The organism is Lysinibacillus sp. NPDC056232 (genome assembly GCF_042267565.1).
GTDB lineage: Bacteria > Bacillota > Bacilli > Bacillales_A > Planococcaceae > Lysinibacillus.
Genome location: NZ_JBHJTF010000060.1, coordinates 1 through 23232, shown reverse-complemented (window position 1 = coordinate 23232; position 23232 = coordinate 1). Strand labels below are relative to the sequence as shown.

The window sequence follows — 23232 nt, the reverse complement described above, 5'->3', positions numbered from 1 at the left end:
AAAATATGCGGGTGTGGCGGAATTGGCAGACGCACTAGACTTAGGATCTAGCGCCGCAAGGCGTGGGGGTTCGACTCCCTTCACCCGCACCATTTTTAAAATTTCATAATTGCCAGGATAAATAAATCTTATGCACATGCGGAAGTAGTTCAGTGGTAGAACACCACCTTGCCAAGGTGGGGGTCGCGAGTTCGAACCTCGTCTTCCGCTCCAAATGTGCCGGGGTGGCGGAACTGGCAGACGCACAGGACTTAAAATCCTGCGGTAGGTGACTACCGTGCCGGTTCGATTCCGGCCCTCGGCACCATTTTATTTTTATAATTAGCGCCCGTAGCTCAATTGGATAGAGCGTCTGACTACGGATCAGAAGGTTATGGGTTCGACTCCTGTCGGGCGCGCCAAATTAATATTTATCGGAATGTAGCTCAGCTTGGTAGAGCACTTGGTTTGGGACCAAGGGGTCGTAGGTTCGAATCCTGTCATTCCGACCATTTTATGGGGCCTTAGCTCAGCTGGGAGAGCGCCTGCCTTGCACGCAGGAGGTCAGCGGTTCGATCCCGCTAGGCTCCACCATAAAAGATAACCAGTATAAAGATCCTGGCGGCGTAGCTCAGCTGGCTAGAGCGTACGGTTCATACCCGTAAGGTCGGGGGTTCGATCCCCTCTGCCGCCATCTTAAAGGACCTTTAGCTCAGTTGGTTAGAGCAGACGGCTCATAACCGTCCGGTCGCAGGTTCGAGTCCTGCAAGGTCCACCATTTATATATTGTTACGGAGGTATACCCAAGTCTGGCTGAAGGGATCGGTCTTGAAAACCGACAGGCGGGTAACACCGCGCGGGGGTTCGAATCCCTCTACCTCCTCCAGTTTATTTTATAAATGGCGCTTGAAAAACTCGAAAAGAATATTTTATTAACGCGGGGTGGAGCAGTGGTAGCTCGTCGGGCTCATAACCCGAAGGTCGTTGGTTCAAATCCGGCCCCCGCAACCAAATGGTCCCGTGGTGTAGCGGTTAACATGCCTGCCTGTCACGCAGGAGATCGCCGGTTCGATCCCGGTCGGGACCGCCATTTTTTAAAAATATGGGTCAGTAGCTCAGTTGGTAGAGCATTAGATTGAAGCTCTAAGTGTCGGCGGTTCGATTCCGTCCTGACCCACCATATGCGGGTGTAGTTTAATGGTAAAACCTCAGCCTTCCAAGCTGATGTCGTGAGTTCGATTCTCATCACCCGCTTTCAAGGGCCTATAGCTCAGCTGGTTAGAGCGCACGCCTGATAAGCGTGAGGTCGATGGTTCGAGTCCATTTAGGCCCACCATTATTCCGAAGTAGCTCAGTTGGTAGTAGCACCTGACTGTTAATCAGGTTGTCGCAGGTTCGAGTCCTGCCTTCGGAGCCATTGTTTGGGGAAGTACTCAAGAGGCTGAAGAGGCGCCCCTGCTAAGGGTGTAGGTCGGGTAACCGGCGCGAGGGTTCAAATCCCTCCTTCTCCGCCATTGGCCCGTTGGTCAAGTGGTTAAGACACCGCCCTTTCACGGCGGTAACACGGGTTCGAATCCCGTACGGGTCATACTGAAATACAGTAGATGTAATTTACATCTACTGTATTTTTTTATATTTCCAAATGAACGCATTCCATTTACATTGCCAAAATGTCCAAAGGTGGCGAATGTAGTAGGGAGTAATTGCCTAAGGTATAATAGTTGTCTTTAAGGTAAACTATAAAAAAATAGCATGCTAGATATATTCTCAGCATGCTATTTTTTATGTCATTTTATTGCTATTACACTATTGGGCGATAAACGGTGCTTTGTGCATGTACTTTGTACTATCTATATGATCAATGATAAAAGTGGCTATATCTTGATTCGTAATTTTTGTACCAGGCATATCAGTAAGATTTTCCTTTATCTGACTGGATGTTAAGCTATCTTTTACAAACGGTAATCTAATTAGTGTCCATTTGATCTGTCTATTATTTGTTAAAAATTCCCACTCTGAATTTTTATCTTGCATCATTTTCGGAAAGAAAACGTCAAACATTTTTGCTCCAAAACGATTCATCATACTTTTTTTGTCCTCTTTAATCGTTAGAGAACCACCGGAAACACCTATATAACGACTAATGTTTAAATCTTCCATCACATTAAAAATAGTAGTTGTAACTTTACTATATATAGGTTCCTCTTTAGGTGGTTGACCAAATGTATTAATAACAACTTGACAATCTTTAAGAAGTTCTCGGATGCTTTCTATCTCTTGAACCTGTCCTTTCACTATTTCAATTTTATCGTTTTTATATAGTAACTTATCCGGATTTCTAACAAGCATCCGAACATGATATCCGTTTTCTATTGCACGAGTTGCTATATGCCTTCCTACTTTCCCTGTTCCTCCAATTATCGCTATTTTACAAGGGTTATCCATTTTATACCTCCTACTGAATATACTAGTATATATACGATAAATCTCATCAATAGGATTCATATTTTTCTTTTTTTATCAAAATATGTAATATAAATGTGTGTAGTATTTTTTTGTGATGCTATAAGCTAAGATAAAAATAGAAACAAAGTAGGGGGATGTAAATGGAAAAATTATTGTGGACTAACAACCAACAATATTTGTTGCAGAAGAACGTAGAACAAGTAGTATCTTTTCTGGATCATTTTTCACCGGAACAAGTAGATCGTGTTGGTAGATTTCAACGTACATATGAGAAATTTGAAAGCACACCATTACGAAACTTAAATGCTTTTGCATCACTAGTTGGGGTACAAAGTATTTTTGTAAAAGATGAATCATATCGATTTGCTTTAAATGCATTCAAAGTATTGGGTGGTGTTTATGCAATTGGACAGTACGTTGCCAAAAAGTTAGGTAGTAATATTGATGAGCTATCGTTTGAGCAGCTTAAATCACCAGAAATAAAGGAGCAACTAGGGGACTTAACATTTATTTCAACGACAGACGGCAATCATGGTCGTGGGGTAGCTTGGGCTGCTAGGGAGCTTGGTTTGAAAGCACGCATTTATATGCCAGCAGGTAGTGCTGAGGAGCGCCTTCAAAATATTAAAAATGAAGGTGCATATGCTGAAATAACGACAATGAATTATGATGATACAGTTCGTTATACTTCACAACTAGCAATAGAAAATGACTGGGTCGTTATTCAGGATACGATGTGGGAAGGCTATGAGGAAATTCCGTTATGGATTATGCAAGGCTATACAACGCTAATAAGAGAAGTCGTTGAGCAGTTGGAAAAAGCACCTACCCATGTATTTTTACAAGCTGGGGTTGGATCTTTTGCAGGTGCAGTTGTAGCTTTTTTACAACAATATTATGAGCAAGAGATTACATTTGTCTTAGTTGAGCCTTTTGCAGCTAATTGCTTTTATGAAAGCTTTAAAGCAGGAGCTGAGCAGTGTGTAACGGTTGGTGGAGAGATGCAAACAATTATGGCAGGTCTTGCTTGTGGTGAGCCGAATCCACTAGCTTGGGATCTGTTAAAGGCTTATACGAAGATGAGTATTTGCTGTGATGAGGAAGTTGCCGCAACAGGTATGCGCATTCTTGGAAATCCACTAGCAACAGACACACGAATTATTGCTGGAGAATCTGGAGCTGCCCCAGTGGGATGTTTTTATGAATTGATGACGAATGAACACTATGCAGAGCTGAAGGATACATTACAATTAGATGCATATTCTCGAGTATTGTTTATTAACACTGAAGGTGACACAGATGTAGAAAACTACAGAAATGTTGTGTGGCATGGGAAATATGCAAACATTTAACTTCTTACAGCTGGTGTCCAAACACCCGCTGTAATAGAGGAACTCAGTCTAAGAGCACCACGTCCTGTGGCAACGACGAGTGACCAACTTCATGTTGGCCCAAAGCCGATTTCGGACCGAGGCATAATTGATAATGAGCAAACTAGTGATAATAAAAAATCTAGTTTGCTTTTTTCATGCGCATGTATTGAAGGATGAAAATTAAATGACTTATGCAATTTATATAAGTTGATTGGAGTGGAGACTGGGCGACTCCTTGGGGATTAGCGGCTCATCGGACGCCCCTAGGAAAGCGCCCAGTCGGAACGGAAATCAACCCCACGTTATGGTAACGAGCCAACTTTTTTGATTTTTTTCTTGACCTTAACGTTGCGTAAACATTTACAGTAGCATTAGTGGAGGTGAAAATTGTGGAATATACAATTCAAGAGCTTGCTCAATTATCCGGGGTTAGCACAAGAACACTGCGTTATTACGATGAAATTGAATTATTGAAGCCAGCAAGAACGAATGAGGCGGGCTATCGATTTTACGGGCAGTTTGAAGTTGATATGCTCCAGCAAATTTTATTTTATAGAGCATTAGATATGAAGCTAGCAACCATTAAGGAAATGATTCAATCGCCAGATTTTGAACATACAGAGGCACTCAAAACCCATCGTATGGCTTTACTGAAACGCAAGGAACAGCTGGAAAAGATATTACAAACAGTGGAAAAAACCATTCAATCTATTGAGGAGGAACAACCAATGACAAATGAAGAGAAATTTAATGGATTCAAAGAGAAGCTAATCGAGGAAAATGAAAAGCAATATGGTCAAGAAATTCGTGCGAAATATGGTAACAACACGGTTGATGCATCGAATGCGAAGCTAATGAATATGACCGAGGAACAGTATGAGGCTATGCAGCAGCTAGAACAGCAATTATTTGCTCGTTTAAAAGAAGCGATGGCAATCGGTGATACAAACAATGATGTGGCCATGGAGGTAGCAGAGCTTCATAAACGTTGGCTTAGCTTTTCGTGGTCACAATATTCCAAAGAAGCACATGCAGGTATAGCACAGATGTATGTAGCGGATGAACGTTTTTCAGCTTATTACGATGCACGCGTTGCTAAAGGAGCAGCACAATTTTTACATGATGCCATCCACAATTTCGCTTTGGCATAATTGTTGCTGTCGCTTCACTTTCGCTACAGAAGACATTTATAACTGCCGTTTCACTTTCGCTATAGAAGACATTTGCTGAATGAAGATAAATATACAAAAAATAAGTGATTACTCCTCATGCTTTCATGTTTTAGAAATATTATTTTAGGAAAAAATGAAGGCATGAGGAGGGGATTTTTTTGAACCCACAAGTAATGGAAAAATTGAAAAAGCAATTAGAGCAGGAACTACAGGAAATAGAAAAGCAACAGGAGGAATCAGAGCGTCCACAAGCGACAGAGCTATCTAATTATGATAATCATCCAGCTGACAATGCGAGTGATTTAACGGATCAGCTAACGGAAATGGTGATTGATGAGCATCGTGGGGACCATGCTGAAGAAATAAAACGAGCATTGCAAGCGATGAAGGACGGTACCTATGGCAAATGCGCTATATGTGGTGAAGAGATTCCTATTGGTCGTTTAGAAGCTAAGCCGGAAGCATTGACATGTGTTGAGCATGCGGAGCACAAAGAGGATAATTTAAGGCCAGTAGAGGAAGATGTGTTGTCTTCTACGCCAAGATCGGATGATTTCATAGAACTTGAGGAATTTGGCTCTTCTGATACACCTCAAGATAAAACTTAGTAAGCATTTTCACTCACAGGCAGTATAATAGCTGTATGAGGTGAGAATATGAACATAATTGATTTACACTGCGATGCTCTATTGAAATTAACAACTTTAGAAGCGGCAAAATTTGAAGATGATGTACGTTTGCAAGCCAATCAACAGAGATTACAATTAGGTCGGGTTAAGGCACAAGTATTTGCTATTTTTATTAATCCTAAAATTCCGCAAAGTATGCAATTTTTAGAGGCTGTGCGGCAAATTGAAGCCTTCCATACACATGTATTACAAACTGAGGGCATGGTGCATATTACAGATTGGTCGCAATTAGATACTTTAGCTCCGCATGAAATTGGTGCAATTTTAAGCTTAGAGGGCTGTGGTCCAATCGGTGAAGATTTAGCAAAGCTTGCTGCAATATTAGATGCAGGTGTGAAGTTAGTTGGCTTAACGTGGAATGAGGAAAATGCTGTGGCCCACGGTGCTGAACAGGATGCAAGCCTTGGTTTAAAACCATTTGGTAAAGAGGTTATAGACTTGCTAAATGAGCGAGATATTATTATCGATGTATCCCATTTAAATGAACAGAGCTTCTGGGATGTCTTGCCACTAGCGAAGCATATCATTGCGAGCCATAGCAACGCACGTGCAATTTGTGATCATCCAAGAAATTTAACCGATGCTCAGGCAAAAGCACTAGTCAAGCATGGAGGGCATATTCATGTCGTTTACTACCCGCCTTTTATCCATGACAATGCTACGATGGATGATTTAGTAGCGCATGTGAAGCATCTAGCGAATATAGTAGGGGTAGAGCACCTTGGACTAGGTTCAGACTTCGATGGAATAGATGCTACTGTAAAAGGATTAGCACACGCAGGAGAGGCACAAAATTTGTTAGAGGCATTACGTGAACATTTTTCAATGGAAGAAGTTCGCGGTATTGCAAGTAATAATTTTCGACGCTATGTAAAAGAGGCAGCAACTCGTTAAAGCTGCTGCCTCTTTAATAATGGATCTTAATAAAAGAAATATTGAATTAATAAACCTACTCCTAAAAGGAAGCCGAAGAATGTATTTGTTTGCGCTGTAAATTTCATCGCAGGCATAACTTCTTTGGCTTCTTTTTTATCGCGGAAAATTTGAATCGCACGAAGTGGCTTTGGAACACTTAAGAAAATGATTAGTGCCCAAAAAGTTATACCATCAATTGCTACAAGGGCGATTACCCATAAGTACGAAACGATAAAAAAGCCAGATAAAACAGAAATGGCATTATCACGACCTACTAAAATAGCAAGCGTTCTTCGACCACCCTCTGTATCGCCAACGATATCACGGATATTGTTGGACAGCATAATCGCCCCAACTAAAATCATACTTGGTACTGAAAGCAAAACAGCATCAAATGTTATTGTAAGTGTTTGAATATAAAAGGCGATTAAGACAATCCCCATTCCCATAACAGCACCAGATACAAGTTCTCCGAATGGTGAATAGGCTATTGGGTAAGGTCCTCCAGTATATAAAAAACCAATAAGCATACAAACAAGCCCGACAGCAGCAAGCCACCAAGAGGTAGAGGCACATATGTAAATGCCAAGTAGCATAGCGATTGCATAAAAGCTTAAGGCAATCATCATAATTGTTTTTGGTTGAACACCGTGACGCACAATCGTACCGCCGATACCGACAGAATTTTCATTGTCTAATCCTAATTTGTAATCGTAATATTCATTGAACATATTTGTTGCCGCTTGTATAAGCATACTTGCAATGAGCATAGCAAAAAATAGTCCGAAATCAATGGTTTGTTTTTCAATTGCTAAGGCAATCGCTGTTCCTAAAAATACTGGAACGAATGAAGCGGTTAAAGTATGTGGACGTGTTAAATGCCACCAAACTTTAAAACCCTTATCAGCTTCAATGACTTTGGTCATAAGGTCTTTCTCTCCTTCAAATGTTGTAGACTATTCTTATTTTATACGAAGAATGAGAAAATGGGTAGGTTCACAGCTTATTACATACAGTTCAGGTAAAAAAAATGATACAATAGAACATGCATTTATGAACTGAAAACAATAATTAAGATAATAGCAACAGTACGAAAAATAGGCTAGCAATTAAAAAATGACGGCTATTTTAACTTCTTTCAGGGGTTTCCAAACACCCGCTGAAAGAAGTTAAAGCAAAAGAAATATGATGTGGAAAAAGTACAAACGCTCACTTCATAATGCAAAGTTTTGGTCAATTTATGTTAAAGAAAAGCCAAAGCAGTTGATATTTATGACTGAAAGTGTAGAACAAGTACAAAACATACCGTGCGTCATTCATTATGTACATTGCAACAACGGAGGTAATTTTCATGCAACAGAAGTGGTACCAAGCCACAGAGGTAGAAGTGGACTCTTTGGGCCAAAGCCTTCATTTTTATATGGAAACAATTGAAGTAAGTCGCTTATCGGCGCTCGCATTTTATGCAGCGGGTGAGGAGCATTATAAAGGTGAACGATTTTATTGGCAAAATAGAGAAAAAACAATGACATTAGTAGGGCTAGGACATGCCTATACGATTCAAAATAACGCCAAAAATGATCGCTACGATGCAATAGAAGCTGAATGGAAAAGCTTAACGAAAAACTGTGTTAAGGGACAAAGTGAGCTACAGCCAATTTTGTTTGGCGGATTTACATTCGATCCACAAAATAATGTTGCTGGGGAGTGGACAGACTTTCCAGAGGCTTTTTTTGCGCTCGCAACATATCAGCTTGTCATACGTGATGACAAAGCGTTTGTAAGTATCCATCTTATTTCAAAAAATGGACAGGCAGAGTCTCAGTTTGACGCGTTACGTAAAGAGCGAGATCATTTAATTCATGCTGCTCAGGTAAAAGAAGTGAAAACGTATTCAAAGCCTGAAATCACAAGTTATTTTGAGCCATATAAGGAGCCATATTTAGCGTCAATTGACCAAGTAACAGCATTGATTAAGCAAAAGAAGGCAGATAAAGTTGTTATTGCACGGTCGCTAGCATTGCAATTTAAAGAAGAAGTTTCTTCACCACAGGTACTATCACAAATTATTCATGAGCAGCCAGAGAGCTATTTATTTGGTTTAGAACGTCAAGAATTATTGTTCTTTGGTGCGTCCCCTGAACGTCTTGTAAAAGTAGAAAAGGGCCGCGCCTTTTCATCTTGTGTGGCAGGTTCTATTAAACGTGGTAAGACAGCAGAGGAAGATGAAGCCTATGGACAAAGCTTATTAAATGATTCGAAAAATGGTGGCGAGCATCAATATGTTGTCGATATGATTGCGGAAACATTCCGTAAAAATTGTGTGGAGATGAAAGTACCAAATAGTCCTCGCTTACTAAAGATTAGAGATATACAACATTTATATACACCTGTTGAAGGTCAGTTGAATAATGAGGCAACCATATTACAACTGACAAAGTCTTTACATCCAACGCCAGCTTTAGGTGGTGTGCCAAGGAAAGAGGCAATGGCAGCTATACGTAAGTATGAGCCGATGAATCGTGGACTTTACGCAGCTCCAATTGGTTGGGTAGATGCTGAAGGCAATGGGGAATTTGCAGTGGCCATTCGTTCGGCTGCTTTACTTAAGGATAAAGCTTATTTATATGCTGGTGGCGGTATAGTAGCAGATTCAGAGCCACAATCTGAATATGAGGAAACATTAGTGAAATTCCGTCCAATGCTTCGCGCGCTAGGAGGACAATTACATGAGTGAACGAGAAATGTTAACGGATTATGTTTATAAAATGGTAGCATCACTAGTGCAAGCTGGTGTTGAAAACGTTGTAGTCAGCCCTGGCTCACGTTCGACACCTTTAGCTTATGCATTTGCTTCAACGAAACAGCTCCATATGTATCGTCAGGTTGATGAGCGATCTGCTGCCTTTTTTGCGTTAGGAATTGCAAAGGCTACAGCAAAACCTGTTGTTCTTTTATGCACATCGGGAACAGCTGCGGCAAACTATTTTCCTGCCATTGTTGAAGCAAGCTATGCTCGTGTACCGTTAATTGTCATCACAGCTGATCGTCCACATGAATTGCGAGAGGTGGGTGCACCACAGGCTATTAATCAGCCGAATTTATATGGTACAAATGTAAAATGGAGCGTGGATTTCCCTTTGGCAGATGGTGCCGCACCAACCTTGCCGTTTATCGAGCGCCATATTGCACGTGCGGTAGCGATTGCAATGAGTGCACCATTTGGACCAGTGCATATTAATGTACCGTTTAGAGAACCTTTGTTGATTGATTTTCGAGAGGAACTTCCAGAAGCGACATTTAAGCACAGTAGTATGGGTCAGTTAATACCTTCAATGGCGACTCAACAAGAGCTATCGGAGATTTTACGTGCAACTAAAAGAGGCTTTGTTATTATTGGTGAGCTAGCACTTGGTACAGATTTAACAATTATGTGGGAGTTTGTTCGCCAATTAAAATGGCCGGTCATTGTCGAGAGTCTATCCAATATGCGGGCTTCCGTCCCAGAGGATTGTCTGCCATATATTGTGACAACGTACGATGCAATTATGAAAAGTGAAGATTTTAAAGCATTAGTTAAACCAGATACGGTACTACGTTTAGGAGCACAGCCTGTTTCTAAATTTATCATGCAATTTATAACTAAATCTCATCCTAATGCTTATATTGTTGTCGATGAAGATCCGATGTTCCGTGATGCTACAGGTGTGTCTACTCATTTTGTTCATGCAAGTATTGGTGAGTGGTTCACGCAATTAGAAGTCTCTGAAACAGCATTAGAAGCAGCGTATTTAGCTGAATGGCAAGATGCTAATGATATAGCACTAGAGTATATTGAACACTATTCGGATGGTGCGATTGATGAGGGAGCAATGGTAAGTCGATTACTAAAAATGATTCCTAATGGCAGTGATATTTTTGTTAGTAGCAGTATGCCAGTGCGTGATATTGATACGTTTTTAATGGCGACACAGAAGGATCTTCGTATTGTCGCGAATCGTGGAACGAATGGTATTGATGGCGTCGTATCGACTGCAATGGGCTTTAGTGAAGGAAATAACCGAGAAACCTACTTGCTTATTGGCGATTTAGCCTTTTTACATGATGTCAACGGGCTAATTGCTTCAAGATACCAGGAATGCAACCTAACAATAATCGTTATGAATAATGATGGCGGCGGTATTTTCTCTTATTTACCACAATCTACAGTTGAGGCACATTATGAAGATTTATTTGGTACGCCAACTGCCCTTAAATTCCATGATATTGCCAATATGTACGATATGGATTATATACGAGTAGATGATATTTCAGAGCTATCAGTAAAGTTCACTACGATGAAAAAACGACCAATGCGCTTAATTGAAATTTTCACGAATCGAGAGGAAAATGTGTATGCGCATCGGGCACTGTGGAATCGCATTAATGCGGGGTTAAAAGTATGGCAAAGCTAATGATTCGAGGGCTTGTAACGAACTTGGAAATCTGGAATGAAGAAGCGGAGCAAACGCTCGTTGCATTGCATGGTTTTACAGGTAGTACGGCTACATGGCGGAATTTAGCGAAAGCTCTACCTAGTGTACGAGTTATTGCCATTGATTTAATCGGACATGGTCAAACCGCTATACCCCAGCAAATTAGCCGTTTCTCTATGCAAGAGCAAATCCAAGATTTAGAGGAAGTTTTTTGCCAGTTAGAGCTTAAGAAATTTACGCTGCTAGGCTATTCAATGGGTGGGAGAGTTGCATTATCGTATGCAAACTCCTACCCTGAACGCATTGAAAAGCTAATTTTAGAAAGTGCTTCGCCAGGTTTACGAACTGCAAAGGAACGTTCTGAACGTTGTGAGAGGGATAACGCTCTTGCTGAAAAAATAATTAGTAATGGATTGTTATCATTTGTCAATGCATGGGAAAACATTCCTTTGTTTGAATCTCAAAAGTGTTTATCACACAATGTGCAAGAAGCGATTAGGTTCGAACGACTTTCTCAGAAGGAAGAAGGCTTGGCAGGTAGCTTACGAGGCATTGGTACAGGAAGTCAACCATCAAATTGGATGGCATTGGAGAAGCTTGAATTTCCTGTGCTTTTAATGGCAGGCTCACTAGATGATAAATTTTGTAAAATTGCACTAGAAATGAAAGCGTTATTAAAAAATGCCAAACATGCGACAGTAAATGACGCTGGACATGCAATTCATGTGGAAAATCCCGCTGAGTTTGCTACAATAGTAGAGGAGTATTTAACGTAATGTTATTTTTACGTTATCGCCTCGATTTTGAACGAGACGAATTTAATTATTAGGAGGCAATTCAATGACACGTCAATGGACTAGTTTACATACTTATGAAGACATTAAGTATGAGTTCTATAACGGTATCGCAAAAATTACGATTAACCGTCCAGAAGTGCGCAACGCATTCCGACCAAAAACGGTAATGGAAATGATCGATGCTTTTTCACGTGCACGTGATGATAAAAATGTTGGAGCTATCATTTTAACTGGTGAAGGTGAGCATGCCTTCTGTTCAGGTGGAGACCAAAAAGTACGCGGCCATGGCGGTTACGTTGGTGAAGATGAGATCCCACGTCTAAACGTTCTTGATTTACAACGTTTAATCCGTGTTATTCCAAAACCTGTAGTAGCGATGGTTGCAGGTTATGCAATCGGTGGAGGACACGTATTACACGTTGTCTGTGACTTAACAATTGCTGCTGATAACGCTCGCTTTGGACAAACTGGACCAAAAGTTGGTTCATTCGATGCTGGTTATGGCTCAGGCTATCTTGCACGTATTATCGGTCATAAAAAGGCGCGTGAAATTTGGTTCCTTTGCCGTCAATATGATGCACAGCAAGCACTTGATATGGGATTAGTTAACACAGTTGTTCCTTATGAGCAATTAGAAGATGAAACTGTACAATGGTGTGAAGAAATGCTACAAATGTCTCCAACTGCTCTACGCTTCTTAAAAGCAGCAATGAATGCAGATACAGACGGTTTAGCTGGTCTTCAACAAATGGCTGGCGACGCTACTCTTCTTTACTACACAACAGATGAAGCTAAAGAAGGTCGTGACGCATTTAAAGAGAAACGTCAACCAGATTTCGGTCAATTCCCAAGATTCCCTTGATGATCTGAAGCGTTGAACGGCTCGTATCCTAATGAGATACGAGCTTTTTGTATATCTAAACGGGTAAGACGGATAGACTTGGCAGAGTGACGGAACACCATGTCCTACTGGCGGATAGATGCATAATACAATGAAACGGTAAGATTAAGGAAGATTGGAGGAATTATTAGATGTATCTGAATTGGGTTTTACAGCGAGCATATTTAACACCTTTACGAAACGGTTTAACATATAATGGGCAGACTTGGACATTTCAAGAGTTAAATGAGTTATCTTTAAAACGTGCTCGTCAACTTACAGCCCTAGATATTAAGCAAGGAGACCGTATTGCCATAATGGGGCCGAGTAAGCCTTCACTTGTCATTATGATGTACGCATGTATGCATTTACAATGTGAAATGGTCATGCTAAATCGTAGGCTAACACAGGATGAAATTGCTTACCAGCTAGAGGATTCAGAGGCTATGGCAGTATTAGTTGCCGATGAGGATATAGAAAAACTACCATCACATACGACTTATTATTTATTTTCTACTATAGAAAAAAGTACAGAAAAGGCTATTAATATTACGAAAGAATGGTCTTTAAATCAAACGACATCGATTATGTACACATCTGGTACGACTGGTTTTCCAAAGGGTGTATGTCAAACAGTAGGAAATCACCAGGCAAGTGCAACGGCCTCCGTTTTAAATATAGGTTTGCATGCGGATGATACTTGGTTATGTGCTGTACCACTTTTTCATATTAGCGGCTTTTCTATTTTAGTGCGTTCACTGTTGTACGGTAATAAAGTGCATTTATATGATCAATTTGATGCAGAAGCCATTTCCCAACATATAATGGATGGCGAGGTTACACATATGTCAGTAGTCGCTGTCACATTGGAACGAATTCTACATACTCTTGAACAGAACAATGCACAAGCCTCACCGAAATTTAAAATGATGCTAGCGGGTGGTGGACCTGTGCCAGTGGATTATTTAAAGAGAGCGCATGCATTAAATTTAGCTGTAGCTCAAACGTATGGTATGACTGAAACTTCGTCACAAACTGCAACATTAGCAAATGAAGATGCGATGCAAAAAATTGGTTCAGCGGGAAAACCATTATTTTTTAATCAAATTCGCATTGCTGAGCCAAATGACAATGGTGAAGGAGAAATTTGCATACGTGGTCCACATGTTACACCAGGGTACATTGGTCGTTTTGCCCAAAAAGATGCAACGTTTGATGGCTGGCTCCATACTGGGGATATTGGCTATATAGATGAAGAAGGTTATTTGTTTGTCATTGATCGTCGGGCTGATTTAATTATTTCAGGCGGTGAAAATATTTATCCTGCTGAAATTGAAAATGTGCTACTTACACATCCTGCTGTCAAGGAAGCGGGAGTATGCGGCATTGATGATGATGAGTGGGGACAGGTACCAATCGCCTTTGTTGTATTAAAAGAAGAAGCACAGGTAGAGCAAATACAAGCATTTTGTCAAAAGAAGCTTGCGAAATATAAAATACCAAAAGAAATTATTGTTACGGACGAGCTCCCACGAAACGGCGCCAATAAGCTACTTCGTAGAAAATTAATGAAGGAATAACAAAATGATTATGAATGTTTAGGCGCTTAAATAAGAGAGATTTCCGTTGCAGGCTACTCGTTTTGTCGCTGACGCTTCGCTTTCGCGCAGAGCAGAGCTTCCTGTGGGCGAGCGTCGAGCCGCTTCCTTCGCTTTCGTTGTTGCTGTCGCTACGCTTTCGAACAGAAAACATCCGCTCCGTGCAGGGTCTCGCCTGTCTCGCTTTCCCACGGGAGTCGAGTAGCCTTCCACTCCAATCAATGATAGCGTAGTATTTTTAATTTGTGCAATTAAGAATGAACGCTATGATAAAGTAAAGGGATTCACGCACAGTTTTGTGTGTGAATCCTTTTTGCTCTTCGGAAGGTGGATGTCGATAAAATTCAGAAGTTGGTAGATAAAACGTGAAAGTTGGTAGATAAAACGTGAAAGTTGGTAGATAAAACGTGAAAGTTGGTAGATAAAACGTGAAAGTTGGTAGATAAAATTCAGAAGTTGGTCGATAAAATTTAAAAGTTGGGCAATAACTCCTGAAAAGGTCCCGCTCAAACTAAAAAGTTGGATGTCATTTTGTTAAAACGTATGTCATGCGGATAAGTTGATCTTCGTTACGACTGGGCGACTCCTCGGGGATCAGCGTCACAGATAAGACCCTGCAGCGAAGCAAAGCGGCAGCAACAAATGTTTTCTGTAGCGAAAGCAAAAAGACAGCAACAAATGTTTTATCTGTGCGAAAGCGAAGCGGCAGCAACAAATGTTTTCTGTAGCGAAAGCAAAGCGACAGCAACAAATGTTTTATCTGTGCGAAAGCAAAGCGGCAGCAACAAATGTTTTCTGTAGCGAAAGCAAAGCGACAGCTACAAATGTTTTATCTGTGCGAAAGCAAAGCGACAGCTACAAATGTTTTATCTGTGTGAAAGCGAAGCGGCAGCAACAAATGTTTTATCTGTGCGAAAGCAAAGCGGCAGCAACAAATGTTTTATCTGTGCGAAAGCGAAGCGGCAGCAACAAAGCGCCTAGCCGGAACGGAAATCAACCCCTCGTTTTGCAGAACAGCCATACTTTCATTTATTTCAACTAAAAAATAGTTTTTTTCAACACTATAAAAGGAAGCCTTCATTTATAAGAAGGCTTCTTTTATTCGTTTTAAGAGTCATTTTAGTAAATTCTTAGGATTAAATTAATCATTCATTAACATAATAAGAACTGACAGGCATAAACTAGAGTAAAGGAGAATGACTCATATGAGAAAATATATATATAATGTTGTCATTATATTATTTGTTCTACAAATGAGTCATGTGCAAGTATTCGCAAACTATGAACAAAAGAACATTGCAACTGCCAATTCAATAGAATCACTACAATATCAAATTCAACAACAAGTCATGCAATTAACTACTGAATTTGACATTCATTATACTGGTAATACGACGGAAATAAAAGATGAACTATCAGAGCTTATTAAATATGCTATTCAAGATCCATATATTTACGCCAATATTTCTAGTTTTAAATGGAAATATGATGGCTATACCAATAATATTGTCATTAGATTTGAGTTTACCTATCATCTTTCACAGGAAGAGGAAGTGTTTGTAGAACAGACTTTGACGAATATTATTGCACCCATGCATGGATTAAGTGAATTGCAAAAAATACAAGCTGCACATGATTTTATCGTCCTATCTGCTGAATATTCAAAGGAAACCGAAGGAAGTCCATATTCTCCCTACACATTGCTTACGGAAAAAAAGGGGGTTTGTCAGGCATATGCTCTAGTGCTCTATCGAATGCTAGAGATGCAAGGCTTTGAGGTACAATATGTGCCAGGAAAAGTAGGGGAACAACTACACGCCTGGGTCTTGGTAAAGCTTGATAATGCATGGTATCATATCGACGTTACCTGGGATGATCCGTTGCCTGATCGTAAGGGTGAGGTCCGTTATAATTATTTTTTAGTGTCTGATCGCCAATTAGCACAGGATCACTCTTGGGACTATACGAGTTTCCCAGCTGCTACAAGCGAAGCCTATTTTGATTTACAAAAAACGAATAAGGTTGAAGCTCTTACAAAACCAATACTGGATGGTTATTTTGCCTTTGATAAAGGGCTGTCCGTTTTAAGTAAAAATAAACAAATAGTAAAGCCATTAATAGAACAGCCTACAGTGCTTTTGAAAGGTCATAAAAGCGATAAGAGTGTTCAGGTACATCTTAATGAATGGGAACCAATCATTTTAGAAAGTAATATAGCCCAAGTAAAGGCGAATCGAAAGATAATACAAAATGCTGTCGATAAGAAAAAAGGGCTAATTAGTATTTATAGAGCGGAAAAACGAATGCCACAAGAAAAATACGTCATAATAAAGGAGGTGTCCCATATGATTTTCGGGGCACCTCCTTGTTCATTTATTTGTGATCGTTTAACTTCTTTCAGCGGGTGTCCAAACACCCACTGAAAGAAGTTAAAGCCTCCGGCGGATGTCACGGAATCGGAAAGGAGTGCATAAAGGATGTTAGCCTAAAATCATCGCATCCATGCGATAACGGCTAACTGACCTGCATCGGTGCTGCTGCCGCTACGCTTTCGCGCAAAAAACATCTGCAGGACTAAGCACAAAGCCGATTCCGGACGCAATTATTCCGAGGAATAATTGATTGCAGTATTTAAAGTTTTAATATTTCTCTTCATAAGGGTGAAGTATGTTTCATTTTTCTTCACATCATCTGTTGTTAAAACGCTTAAATTATGCAAGACAAGAGACTCTGCTCCGACCTCTTTTTGGATAACCTCGGCTAGTTTAGAAGAGACATTTTGCTCGAATAAAATGTAGTGAATATGCAAATCATTTGCTTTATCAACAATCGCCGTAAGTTCTTTTTGAGAAGGCTCATTTTGTGAGTTTAAACCGGCTATTGGAACTTGCTTTAAGCCGTACTGTCCTGCGATATAGCCAAATGCTGCATGTGATACGAAGAACGTTTTCTCTTGCGCTTTATCAGCCATTGCTTTAAATTCGTTGTCTAAATCTTGTAGTTCTTTTACCAATGCCTCGTAGTTAGCTGTAAATGTGGTTTCTTGTTCTGGCATTTTTTCAACTAGAGTGTTTTTAATGGAAAGTGCTAAGTCTTGACTGATCGTTGGTGATAGCCAAACATGTGGATCTACATTACCGTGATCATGATCATCGTGTCCATCTTCATGATCATGATGTGCTTCCTCTTCATCATCATGTGTGTGACCTGTACTCATAGCTAATTTTTCATCTGAAACCTGATCTGCTGTTGCCACCATTGTTACATCTTCATTAGCTAGAGTCTTTTTGGCATTTTCAACAAAGCCTTCTAGTCCTAAGCCGATATAGAAAAATACATCAGCATCTGCTAATTTCATCATATCTTTTTGTGTTGGCTCAAATGTGTGTTCGTTAGCGCCAGCAGGATAAATAGAAGAAACCTCTACAAAATCGCCACCAATTCGTTGTGCAAAATAACTTAATGGATAGACAGTCGTGTAAATTGTTAATTTATCCTTTGTTTCTGACTGTTTGGAAGTAGCTGATTTATTCCCACAGGCAGCAGTGAATAGGGCAAGAACTGCAACTAAAAATAACAAAAATACTTTTTTCATCTTATAGCATACCTCTTTCAAATAGTAACCATTACGATTTATTTTTTAGAACAGTTCCTATAATAACGCACATCTGAAAAAAGCACAAGAAAAAATGACCCTCGAAAATTAATTCTTTTTCGAAGGCCATTTTTCAGGTACTGGATCAAAGCCACCTGGATGGAATGGCTGGCATTTTGATATACGTTTAATCGTTAAATAGAATCCTTTAATGGCACCGTGTTTTTGAAAAGCTTCAAGTCCATAGGAGGAGCATGTAGGATGGAAGCGACAGGATGGCGGTGTCATGGGTGATATAAATTTTCTGTAAAACTTAATGAGCCATATAAAGGGATATTTCATATTTTCTTGTCCTCTTGTTGAGCGTTAATTTGCTTAGGCTTAGCATCGATAGTTTGTGTAAAGAAATTGCCTTTTTTCTTCAACAAGACAATGACAGAAACGCCAAACATAAGCATCATCATTGCGATCATAATGATTATTGGTAATGGTACTCCCATTGCGTTCACTCCAAATTCTATTTGTTAATAGTATTATAAAAGAATTTCATAAAAAAATGTATAAATTGAACTAGTCATTATCTTGATGAAATCTTTGCTGAGGTTTTTCATCAACTGTATGTTTAAAAGCATACGCACGGTTGACACTAATAATAGTCGCGACCGTTACTAAAATAACGATGATTGCTCCTACAATTAAGAGTGTGATTAAACTCATGGCATTCACTCCGTTCCTTATTCCTTTCTTTCTATTATAAATTAGATTATCTAACTTAGTTGTGAAGTAAGTTTGACATTCCAGCGAATAAAACGACTCGTTTACCTCCATACTATGGAAAAAGGAGTGTTTTAAGATGGAACGTCAGCGTGTATATTTTTCACTTGCCAATAGAACATATTATACAAATCCATATGCAGGACAGTGGAACTTTGAACTCAACATAGATCGCCAAGCATTAGATGTATTTGAAAAGATTTTTCAGCAAATGCAGATGTTAGAAATTGCGAATGCATGGCGTGCGCAATTGCCATATATACAGTATCATCTTGATAGAGAAAATGATGAAATTGATTTACGATTAAAAAAAATCTATGCACTTGTTCATGAGTATGGAGATGCGGATACGAAGGCATTTGTGGAACAGCTTCCATATTTCAATAAACGTGTCTAAAGGTAGGGTCACTGAAAAACATCAGTGACTCTTTTTTATATTGATGAAAGCTAATTTCTTTTGACGGATTAACCATTGTCATAAGAGAAGAGATCATGTTTTGAGCGCTAGTAGATAGGAGTAAAAAAATTCCGATTTGTGGCACTGTTATTGTTCGCAATCGAATGAACATAGTATTAGATGTGGTATTACTTCTTGTTAAAAAGACACCTATCGCACCGCTTAATGGAAGTTAATATTAGTGATTTTATTTGTTGATTATAGATACATGAATACACTATAGTGAAATAAAAGATTATCACCGTAACGCTGATTCGACTCAGTGTATGAAATAGAGAAAAAGGAGTTGAAGAGCATGTTTACATTTACAGATTTAAATGGTTTACAAGTGGATTTAAGTTTTAAAAGAGGCGAATTGGCCATTGAGCCTAAGCATGTACTTGTTTTATTAAAGCATGAAAATAAGTGGTTATGTACGATTCATAAACGCCGTGGTGTAGAAGTTCCAGGTGGAAAGCAAGAACCTGGCGAAACATTGGAGCAGGCAGCAATTAGGGAAGTATTCGAGGAGACGGGTGTTCATGTAAAAAACCTTAGATGGTTTGCAGAATACGCCGTTCATGATGATATCTTATTTTGTAAAACGGTCTTTACTGCACAGTTTGTGGGGCAGGAGGACATTGATTTTGATTTAGAAACTTCAGGGATGACTTGGCTAACGGATGAAGAATTTGCTCATCATCCAAATTTAAGCTTTCATATGAAGGATGAAGGTATGCAGAAAATGCTGGAGGAGTTGAAGCATTATGACCAATGGTAAGATCGTTGGAAAACGTCCTTATCCTTCGCCCAATCCAGCTATTCGTTTAACGGAAATCACGTATATGTCACAGGGTATACGTGTGAAGGGATTATTAGCGGAGCCTAAGGCAGAAGGTACATATGATGGCTTTTTATATTTGCGGGGAGGCATGCAAAGCATTGGCATGGTTAGACCTTCGCGTGTCGCACAGTTTGCAGCTCAAGGCTTTATTGTTTTTGCTCCATATTACCGTGGTAATCGAGGTGGAGAAGGTCGAGATGAGTTTGCAGGAGCTGATCGTTATGATGCTGTATATGCAGTAGACGTGCTAAAACAGTTCTGTAATGATAATATCCATGTCTTTGGCTTTTCACGTGGTGGTATTATGGCACTTTGGACTGCAATCTTGCGTAGAGATATTACCTCTGTTGTGACATGGGCCGGAGTATCTGATGCAACAGCTACATATTGGGAGCGAACAGATATGCGCCGGATGATGAAGCGTGTTATTGGAGGGACGCCTAATCGTGTACCAGAGGCTTATGATGCTCGAACACCTCTATTTGAGATAGAGCACATTACAGCTCCAGTACTTATTATTCATGGCTATCGTGATGAAAATGTAGATATTGAACATGCAAGACAGTTAGAATTTTATTTGAAGGATGCCAATAAAACATTTGAAACATGGTATGATCTTCGCTATGCTCATCAGTATCCACCGGTCAAAAATAGAGAAACAGTACATGCACTTTGCGAGTGGATGAAACGCCAATAAAATATTATGTTTTGAGAGGAGAGTATTGTTTGAAATACATAATAAGTAAAAGGCGCAAGATTATTATTGTAGGATTAGGATTGATGATAATCGCTTCCACTTTTGTTTATTATAAGTTTTTAGCATCTTCAGCAGATATTCAACAATACAAGGAATATTACGCTCCGGAAACAAAGCAAACATTAAATCAAGATCGGATAAAGGTCACGTTTTTAGGAACATCATCTTTATTATTTGATGATGGCAACACACAATTAATGATTGATGGTTTTATTTCTAGGCCGCCCTTATTAAAAATGTTGCCTTTTAGTACTGTAAAAACTGATGCAAATGCTGTAAATAAAGCCTTTAAGAAAATAGGAATTGATAATAATAAGCTCCGGGGATTGTTTATCGCTCATACACATTATGATCATGCGTTAGATTTAGCTTATATCGCTAAACAAACTGGGACGCATGTATACGGTTCAGAATCAGCAATTAATATAGGGCTTGGTAATGGTATAAATATGAAACAGATGTCTGTATACGAAGTAAATACAGCTATGCAGTTTGGTGATTTTACTGTTACTGTCCTTCAATCGAAGCATTCACCAACCTTTGACGAAGGAGTAAAAATAAAAGAGCCACTTAAACAACCAGCAAAAGCTCTAGATTATCATGAAGATTCTTCATACGATTTCTTGATTACGCATCACAATAAAACATTCTTTGTTAAACCAAGTGCTAATTATATAGAAGGGGCATTAGATGACATTCATGCTGATGTTTTATTTTTAGGAATAGGAGTATTAGGAGCTCAAGATCAAGATTTTCAAAATATGTATTATGAGCAAACCGTGCGGAAAATACAACCAAAACTTATTATTCCAATACATTGGGACAACTTCAACAAACCTTTAACAGATGCTCTTGAAGCATTGCCTAAATTTGCAGATAACACAAAAAAAGGATTAGATTTTATCATTCAGAGGACAAAAGCAGATAGAATTGATTTACAAATACTTCAAGGTTTCCAAAGCATTTATTTCTAAAAATTGCAGGGGAATGGATACAAATTTCATTTAGAGAGTTTACTCCATTTTGATTAACTCTTTTTCAAAATGGAGTTTTTTTGTTCGAAAACTGCTCGGGTAGACCTAAAAAACCGTTCAGGTGCTTTATGACAGGCACCTGAACGGTAGAAAAAAGACATTTACTCTACATATTTTGCTAAAAAGTTATTAATAGTTTCCCAATAAGAGTCACCAGCAACGCTTTCTGCACCGCCATGTCCAGCACCTTCAACAATAAATTTCTCCTTCGGTACATTGGCAGCTTCATATACTTCATCTAGCATATCAGATGGAACAAATGTATCATTACTTCCATGAATGAATAGCATCGGTGTTTTCGATTTTGCTACTTGCTTGACGCTATCAGCTTCACCAAGTGTAAAGTCAGCTCTTAACTTCGTAACAATTGAAGAAAAGTGCATAATAGGAAATTCAGGTAAATTGAAGATTTCTTGCAATTGATAGGAGAATTCATCCCAAACTGAGGAATAACCGCAATCCTCAATAATAGCCTTAACATTGCTAGGTAGATCCTCTCCTGAGGCCATCATTACTGTAGCGCCTCCCATGGAAACACCATACAAAACAATTTCAGCGTTGTTATCAGAACTGATAACATTATTAATCCAAGAGACTACATCAAGTCGATCGTGCCAACCCATACCGATATAGTCACCCTCACTTTTTCCATGAGCCCTTGCATCAGGTACGAGAACATTATAGCCGGCATCATAAAAATGCTTAGCATACTTTGTCATTTGTGAACCTTCAGATGAATATCCATGGAAAACAATTGCCCATTTATTTGTTTCGTTTGTATTTTTTAGCGTATAGGCATGTAATTTCAAATTATCGAAAGACTGTATATAAGAGTCCTTGTAATTCTCTTTAAACCACTTCTCACTCTCTTCTTTTTCTTTAGCATCCTTAGGAATAACCGCAATAGAATTGTGCGGAGCATTAAACACATCTGATTTATCAGTATTAGGATTTAAGGCGAAGTTATAAAAATAATTCCCTGCAAAAAATCCAGCCACAACAAACAATACTAATAGAAGACTGACAATGGTAATAATCACTTTATACTTTCTTTTCATATATTTCCCCCTAAAACTACTATTATGAATTATACACAAAGTTACTAATATGAAAAGTAGAATTTTCTAATAGGGGAATATAAAAAAGGGAACGACCTTAATTGTTCCCTTTGCATGTTGTTGAAATACATGAAATTAAGGTGTCTTAAAGTATGGCTCTTCGGCAAAACGAGGGAGTTGATTTCCGTTCCGACTGTAGCTCACAGGAAAGCGAGTAACATGGAATGGAAATCACCCTCATTTAAAGCTCCAAAACATTCTCAAAGATTTGCTTGACCATTTTGTTTTTTAACACGACGGATTGTAAGATTAAGTGCAACACCCAGAAGTCAATATAAAGGAAGCCCATAACGACCTCGTGTAGAATGTAGTTACCACACCAACATTCAA

General features: G+C 39.3%; 23 protein-coding genes, 17 tRNA genes and 1 pseudogene. 32 read left to right on the top strand and 9 right to left on the bottom strand.

Annotation, left to right across the window (positions count from 1 at the left end; translation table 11 throughout):
- The first annotated feature begins 7 nt into the window (after positions 1–7).
- The 17 genes from ACFCYJ_RS25780 (at position 8) to ACFCYJ_RS25700 (ending at position 1567) form a co-directional block, all read left to right on the top strand.
- Positions 8–92, top strand: a tRNA-Leu gene (locus tag ACFCYJ_RS25780).
- A gap of 46 nt (positions 93–138) precedes the next feature.
- Positions 139–213 (top strand) — tRNA-Gly (locus tag ACFCYJ_RS25775).
- 5 nt (positions 214–218) lie between these two features.
- Positions 219–307, top strand: a tRNA-Leu gene (locus ACFCYJ_RS25770).
- A 17-nt stretch (positions 308–324) separates the two neighbouring features.
- Positions 325–401: transfer RNA gene (locus tag ACFCYJ_RS25765), tRNA-Arg, on the top strand.
- Positions 402–414: 13 nt separating this feature from the next.
- Positions 415–491, top strand: a tRNA-Pro gene (locus ACFCYJ_RS25760).
- A 6-nt stretch (positions 492–497) separates the two neighbouring features.
- Positions 498–573 (top strand) — tRNA-Ala (locus ACFCYJ_RS25755).
- 26 nt (positions 574–599) lie between these two features.
- Positions 600–673: transfer RNA gene (locus ACFCYJ_RS25750), tRNA-Met, on the top strand.
- A 7-nt stretch (positions 674–680) separates the two neighbouring features.
- Positions 681–757: transfer RNA gene (locus tag ACFCYJ_RS25745), tRNA-Ile, on the top strand.
- A 15-nt stretch (positions 758–772) separates the two neighbouring features.
- A tRNA-Ser gene (locus ACFCYJ_RS25740) sits at positions 773–865 on the top strand.
- A gap of 50 nt (positions 866–915) precedes the next feature.
- Positions 916–990: transfer RNA gene (locus ACFCYJ_RS25735), tRNA-Met, on the top strand.
- A gap of 3 nt (positions 991–993) precedes the next feature.
- A tRNA-Asp gene (locus tag ACFCYJ_RS25730) sits at positions 994–1069 on the top strand.
- A gap of 14 nt (positions 1070–1083) precedes the next feature.
- Positions 1084–1159, top strand: a tRNA-Phe gene (locus tag ACFCYJ_RS25725).
- Between the two features lie 3 nt (positions 1160–1162).
- A tRNA-Gly gene (locus ACFCYJ_RS25720) sits at positions 1163–1233 on the top strand.
- 5 nt (positions 1234–1238) lie between these two features.
- A tRNA-Ile gene (locus ACFCYJ_RS25715) sits at positions 1239–1315 on the top strand.
- Positions 1316–1319: 4 nt separating this feature from the next.
- Positions 1320–1396 (top strand) — tRNA-Asn (locus tag ACFCYJ_RS25710).
- A 6-nt stretch (positions 1397–1402) separates the two neighbouring features.
- Positions 1403–1493, top strand: a tRNA-Ser gene (locus ACFCYJ_RS25705).
- A gap of 2 nt (positions 1494–1495) precedes the next feature.
- A tRNA-Glu gene (locus tag ACFCYJ_RS25700) sits at positions 1496–1567 on the top strand.
- 218 nt (positions 1568–1785) lie between these two features.
- Here ACFCYJ_RS25700 and ACFCYJ_RS25695 read toward each other — a convergent pair.
- Positions 1786–2424 (bottom strand): NAD(P)H-binding protein, encoded by a 639-nt coding sequence (locus tag ACFCYJ_RS25695; RefSeq protein WP_376078611.1) that lies wholly within the window; start codon positions 2422–2424, stop codon positions 1786–1788.
- Positions 2425–2585: 161 nt separating this feature from the next.
- Between ACFCYJ_RS25695 and dpaL the strand changes: the two genes are divergently transcribed.
- The 4 genes from dpaL (at position 2586) to ACFCYJ_RS25675 (ending at position 6573) form a co-directional block, all read left to right on the top strand.
- Positions 2586–3797: a diaminopropionate ammonia-lyase gene (dpaL, locus tag ACFCYJ_RS25690; RefSeq protein WP_376078609.1), complete on the top strand. Its 1212-nt coding sequence runs from the start codon at positions 2586–2588 to the stop codon at positions 3795–3797.
- Positions 3798–4207: 410 nt separating this feature from the next.
- Positions 4208–4969: a MerR family transcriptional regulator gene (locus ACFCYJ_RS25685; RefSeq protein WP_376078607.1), complete on the top strand. Its 762-nt coding sequence runs from the start codon at positions 4208–4210 to the stop codon at positions 4967–4969.
- A gap of 179 nt (positions 4970–5148) precedes the next feature.
- Positions 5149–5598 carry a TraR/DksA C4-type zinc finger protein gene (locus ACFCYJ_RS25680; RefSeq protein ID WP_376078605.1) on the top strand — a complete coding sequence of 150 codons (450 nt, stop codon included), beginning with the start codon at positions 5149–5151 and terminating at the stop codon, positions 5596–5598.
- A 48-nt stretch (positions 5599–5646) separates the two neighbouring features.
- Entirely contained in the window at positions 5647–6573 is a 927-nt protein-coding gene (locus ACFCYJ_RS25675) for a dipeptidase (RefSeq protein WP_376078603.1), read from the top strand.
- 26 nt (positions 6574–6599) lie between these two features.
- Here ACFCYJ_RS25675 and ACFCYJ_RS25670 read toward each other — a convergent pair whose 3' ends face one another.
- Positions 6600–7520, bottom strand: coding sequence for a 1,4-dihydroxy-2-naphthoate polyprenyltransferase (locus ACFCYJ_RS25670; protein ID WP_376078601.1), 921 nt, complete (start codon positions 7518–7520; stop codon positions 6600–6602).
- 425 nt (positions 7521–7945) lie between these two features.
- Between ACFCYJ_RS25670 and ACFCYJ_RS25665 the strand changes: the two genes are divergently transcribed.
- The 5 genes from ACFCYJ_RS25665 to ACFCYJ_RS25645 all read left to right on the top strand — a co-directional run bounded on the left by ACFCYJ_RS25665 (position 7946) and on the right by ACFCYJ_RS25645 (position 14326).
- Entirely contained in the window at positions 7946–9331 is a 1386-nt protein-coding gene (locus ACFCYJ_RS25665; RefSeq protein ID WP_376078599.1) for an isochorismate synthase, read from the top strand.
- Positions 9324–11048, top strand: coding sequence for a 2-succinyl-5-enolpyruvyl-6-hydroxy-3-cyclohexene-1-carboxylic-acid synthase (gene menD, locus ACFCYJ_RS25660; protein ID WP_376078597.1), 1725 nt, complete (start codon positions 9324–9326; stop codon positions 11046–11048). Before ACFCYJ_RS25665 ends, menD begins: the two co-directional genes overlap by 8 nt.
- Positions 11036–11845 carry a 2-succinyl-6-hydroxy-2,4-cyclohexadiene-1-carboxylate synthase gene (gene menH / locus ACFCYJ_RS25655; protein ID WP_376078595.1) on the top strand — a complete coding sequence of 270 codons (810 nt, stop codon included), beginning with the start codon at positions 11036–11038 and terminating at the stop codon, positions 11843–11845. Before menD ends, menH begins: the two co-directional genes overlap by 13 nt.
- 64 nt (positions 11846–11909) lie before the next feature.
- Positions 11910–12728 (top strand): 1,4-dihydroxy-2-naphthoyl-CoA synthase, encoded by an 819-nt coding sequence (gene menB / locus ACFCYJ_RS25650; RefSeq protein ID WP_049667407.1) that lies wholly within the window; start codon positions 11910–11912, stop codon positions 12726–12728.
- A 170-nt stretch (positions 12729–12898) separates the two neighbouring features.
- Positions 12899–14326 (top strand): o-succinylbenzoate--CoA ligase, encoded by a 1428-nt coding sequence (locus ACFCYJ_RS25645; protein ID WP_376078592.1) that lies wholly within the window; start codon positions 12899–12901, stop codon positions 14324–14326.
- An 18-nt stretch (positions 14327–14344) separates the two neighbouring features.
- Here the strand turns inward: ACFCYJ_RS25645 and ACFCYJ_RS25640 are convergent, their stop codons facing one another.
- Positions 14345–14536 carry a hypothetical protein gene (locus tag ACFCYJ_RS25640; protein ID WP_376078590.1) on the bottom strand — a complete coding sequence of 64 codons (192 nt, stop codon included), beginning with the start codon at positions 14534–14536 and terminating at the stop codon, positions 14345–14347.
- 523 nt (positions 14537–15059) lie between these two features.
- On the opposite strand from ACFCYJ_RS25640, the gene ACFCYJ_RS25635 reads away from it, so the two are divergent.
- Both ACFCYJ_RS25635 and ACFCYJ_RS25630 read left to right on the top strand, forming a co-directional pair.
- The gene (locus ACFCYJ_RS25635) at positions 15060–15386 is read left to right on the top strand and encodes a hypothetical protein (RefSeq protein WP_376078588.1); all 327 of its coding nucleotides are present in this window, start codon (positions 15060–15062) and stop codon (positions 15384–15386) included.
- Positions 15387–15549: 163 nt separating this feature from the next.
- Positions 15550–16767, top strand: a complete 1218-nt coding sequence (locus tag ACFCYJ_RS25630; RefSeq protein ID WP_376078586.1) for a transglutaminase domain-containing protein — start codon at positions 15550–15552, stop codon at positions 16765–16767.
- Between the two features lie 179 nt (positions 16768–16946).
- On the opposite strand, the gene ACFCYJ_RS25625 is transcribed toward ACFCYJ_RS25630, so the two are convergent.
- The 4 genes from ACFCYJ_RS25625 to ytzI form a co-directional block, all read right to left on the bottom strand.
- Positions 16947–17939, bottom strand: coding sequence for a metal ABC transporter solute-binding protein, Zn/Mn family (locus ACFCYJ_RS25625; protein WP_376078584.1), 993 nt, complete (start codon positions 17937–17939; stop codon positions 16947–16949).
- A 108-nt stretch (positions 17940–18047) separates the two neighbouring features.
- Positions 18048–18281 carry a membrane protein insertion efficiency factor YidD gene (gene yidD, locus ACFCYJ_RS25620; RefSeq protein ID WP_053485074.1) on the bottom strand — a complete coding sequence of 78 codons (234 nt, stop codon included), beginning with the start codon at positions 18279–18281 and terminating at the stop codon, positions 18048–18050.
- Entirely contained in the window at positions 18278–18439 is a 162-nt protein-coding gene (locus ACFCYJ_RS25615; RefSeq protein ID WP_370081999.1) for a hypothetical protein, read from the bottom strand. The genes yidD and ACFCYJ_RS25615 overlap by 4 nt, the downstream gene beginning before the upstream one ends.
- Before the next feature lie 70 nt (positions 18440–18509).
- The gene (gene ytzI / locus ACFCYJ_RS25610; RefSeq protein ID WP_376078582.1) at positions 18510–18656 is read right to left on the bottom strand and encodes a YtzI protein; all 147 of its coding nucleotides are present in this window, start codon (positions 18654–18656) and stop codon (positions 18510–18512) included.
- Between the two features lie 136 nt (positions 18657–18792).
- Between ytzI and ACFCYJ_RS25605 the strand changes: the two genes are divergently transcribed.
- On the top strand, positions 18793–19110 hold the full coding sequence (locus ACFCYJ_RS25605) for a transposase (RefSeq protein ID WP_376078580.1): 318 nt from the start codon (positions 18793–18795) through the stop codon (positions 19108–19110).
- On the opposite strand, the pseudogene ACFCYJ_RS25600 reads toward ACFCYJ_RS25605, so the two are convergent.
- A pseudogene (locus tag ACFCYJ_RS25600) lies at positions 19094–19327 on the bottom strand (hypothetical protein); the annotation flags it as partial. The gene ACFCYJ_RS25605 and the pseudogene ACFCYJ_RS25600 sit on opposite strands and share 17 nt — an antisense overlap.
- Before the next feature lie 138 nt (positions 19328–19465).
- On the opposite strand from ACFCYJ_RS25600, the gene ACFCYJ_RS25595 reads away from it, so the two are divergent.
- From ACFCYJ_RS25595 to ACFCYJ_RS25585, 3 genes are all read left to right on the top strand, one after another.
- Positions 19466–19930: an NUDIX domain-containing protein gene (locus tag ACFCYJ_RS25595; RefSeq protein WP_376078578.1), complete on the top strand. Its 465-nt coding sequence runs from the start codon at positions 19466–19468 to the stop codon at positions 19928–19930.
- The gene (locus ACFCYJ_RS25590) at positions 19914–20690 is read left to right on the top strand and encodes an alpha/beta hydrolase family protein (RefSeq protein ID WP_376078615.1); all 777 of its coding nucleotides are present in this window, start codon (positions 19914–19916) and stop codon (positions 20688–20690) included. The genes ACFCYJ_RS25595 and ACFCYJ_RS25590 overlap by 17 nt, the downstream gene beginning before the upstream one ends.
- 83 nt (positions 20691–20773) lie before the next feature.
- The gene (locus tag ACFCYJ_RS25585) at positions 20774–21724 is read left to right on the top strand and encodes an MBL fold metallo-hydrolase (protein WP_376078613.1); all 951 of its coding nucleotides are present in this window, start codon (positions 20774–20776) and stop codon (positions 21722–21724) included.
- A 161-nt stretch (positions 21725–21885) separates the two neighbouring features.
- Here the strand turns inward: ACFCYJ_RS25585 and ACFCYJ_RS25580 are convergent, their stop codons facing one another.
- On the bottom strand, positions 21886–22842 hold the full coding sequence (locus ACFCYJ_RS25580) for an alpha/beta hydrolase (protein WP_376078576.1): 957 nt from the start codon (positions 22840–22842) through the stop codon (positions 21886–21888).
- Positions 22843–23232 lie beyond the last annotated feature (390 nt).

Excerpts from the sequence above, each read along its gene's own strand:
- ACFCYJ_RS25585 (WP_376078613.1), top strand. The coding sequence starts at position 20,774 with ATGATAATCGCTTCCACTTTTGTTTATTATAAGTTTTTAGCATCTTCA.
- menD (WP_376078597.1), top strand. The coding sequence starts at position 9,324 with ATGAGTGAACGAGAAATGTTAACGGATTATGTTTATAAAATGGTAGCA.
- ytzI (WP_376078582.1), bottom strand. The coding sequence starts at position 18,656 with ATGAGTTTAATCACACTCTTAATTGTAGGAGCAATCATCGTTATTTTA.
- ACFCYJ_RS25670 (WP_376078601.1), bottom strand. The coding sequence starts at position 7,520 with ATGACCAAAGTCATTGAAGCTGATAAGGGTTTTAAAGTTTGGTGGCAT.
- ACFCYJ_RS25665 (WP_376078599.1), top strand. The coding sequence starts at position 7,946 with ATGCAACAGAAGTGGTACCAAGCCACAGAGGTAGAAGTGGACTCTTTG.
- ACFCYJ_RS25580 (WP_376078576.1), bottom strand. The coding sequence starts at position 22,842 with ATGAAAAGAAAGTATAAAGTGATTATTACCATTGTCAGTCTTCTATTA.
- menB (WP_049667407.1), top strand. The coding sequence starts at position 11,910 with ATGACACGTCAATGGACTAGTTTACATACTTATGAAGACATTAAGTAT.
- ACFCYJ_RS25675 (WP_376078603.1), top strand. The coding sequence starts at position 5,647 with ATGAACATAATTGATTTACACTGCGATGCTCTATTGAAATTAACAACT.
- yidD (WP_053485074.1), bottom strand. The coding sequence starts at position 18,281 with ATGAAATATCCCTTTATATGGCTCATTAAGTTTTACAGAAAATTTATA.
- menH (WP_376078595.1), top strand. The coding sequence starts at position 11,036 with ATGGCAAAGCTAATGATTCGAGGGCTTGTAACGAACTTGGAAATCTGG.
- ACFCYJ_RS25625 (WP_376078584.1), bottom strand. The coding sequence starts at position 17,939 with ATGAAAAAAGTATTTTTGTTATTTTTAGTTGCAGTTCTTGCCCTATTC.
- ACFCYJ_RS25635 (WP_376078588.1), top strand. The coding sequence starts at position 15,060 with ATGTTTTCTGTAGCGAAAGCAAAGCGACAGCAACAAATGTTTTATCTG.
- ACFCYJ_RS25595 (WP_376078578.1), top strand. The coding sequence starts at position 19,466 with ATGTTTACATTTACAGATTTAAATGGTTTACAAGTGGATTTAAGTTTT.
- ACFCYJ_RS25605 (WP_376078580.1), top strand. The coding sequence starts at position 18,793 with ATGGAACGTCAGCGTGTATATTTTTCACTTGCCAATAGAACATATTAT.
- ACFCYJ_RS25695 (WP_376078611.1), bottom strand. The coding sequence starts at position 2,424 with ATGGATAACCCTTGTAAAATAGCGATAATTGGAGGAACAGGGAAAGTA.
- dpaL (WP_376078609.1), top strand. The coding sequence starts at position 2,586 with ATGGAAAAATTATTGTGGACTAACAACCAACAATATTTGTTGCAGAAG.
- ACFCYJ_RS25630 (WP_376078586.1), top strand. The coding sequence starts at position 15,550 with ATGAGAAAATATATATATAATGTTGTCATTATATTATTTGTTCTACAA.
- ACFCYJ_RS25615 (WP_370081999.1), bottom strand. The coding sequence starts at position 18,439 with ATGGGAGTACCATTACCAATAATCATTATGATCGCAATGATGATGCTT.
- ACFCYJ_RS25645 (WP_376078592.1), top strand. The coding sequence starts at position 12,899 with ATGTATCTGAATTGGGTTTTACAGCGAGCATATTTAACACCTTTACGA.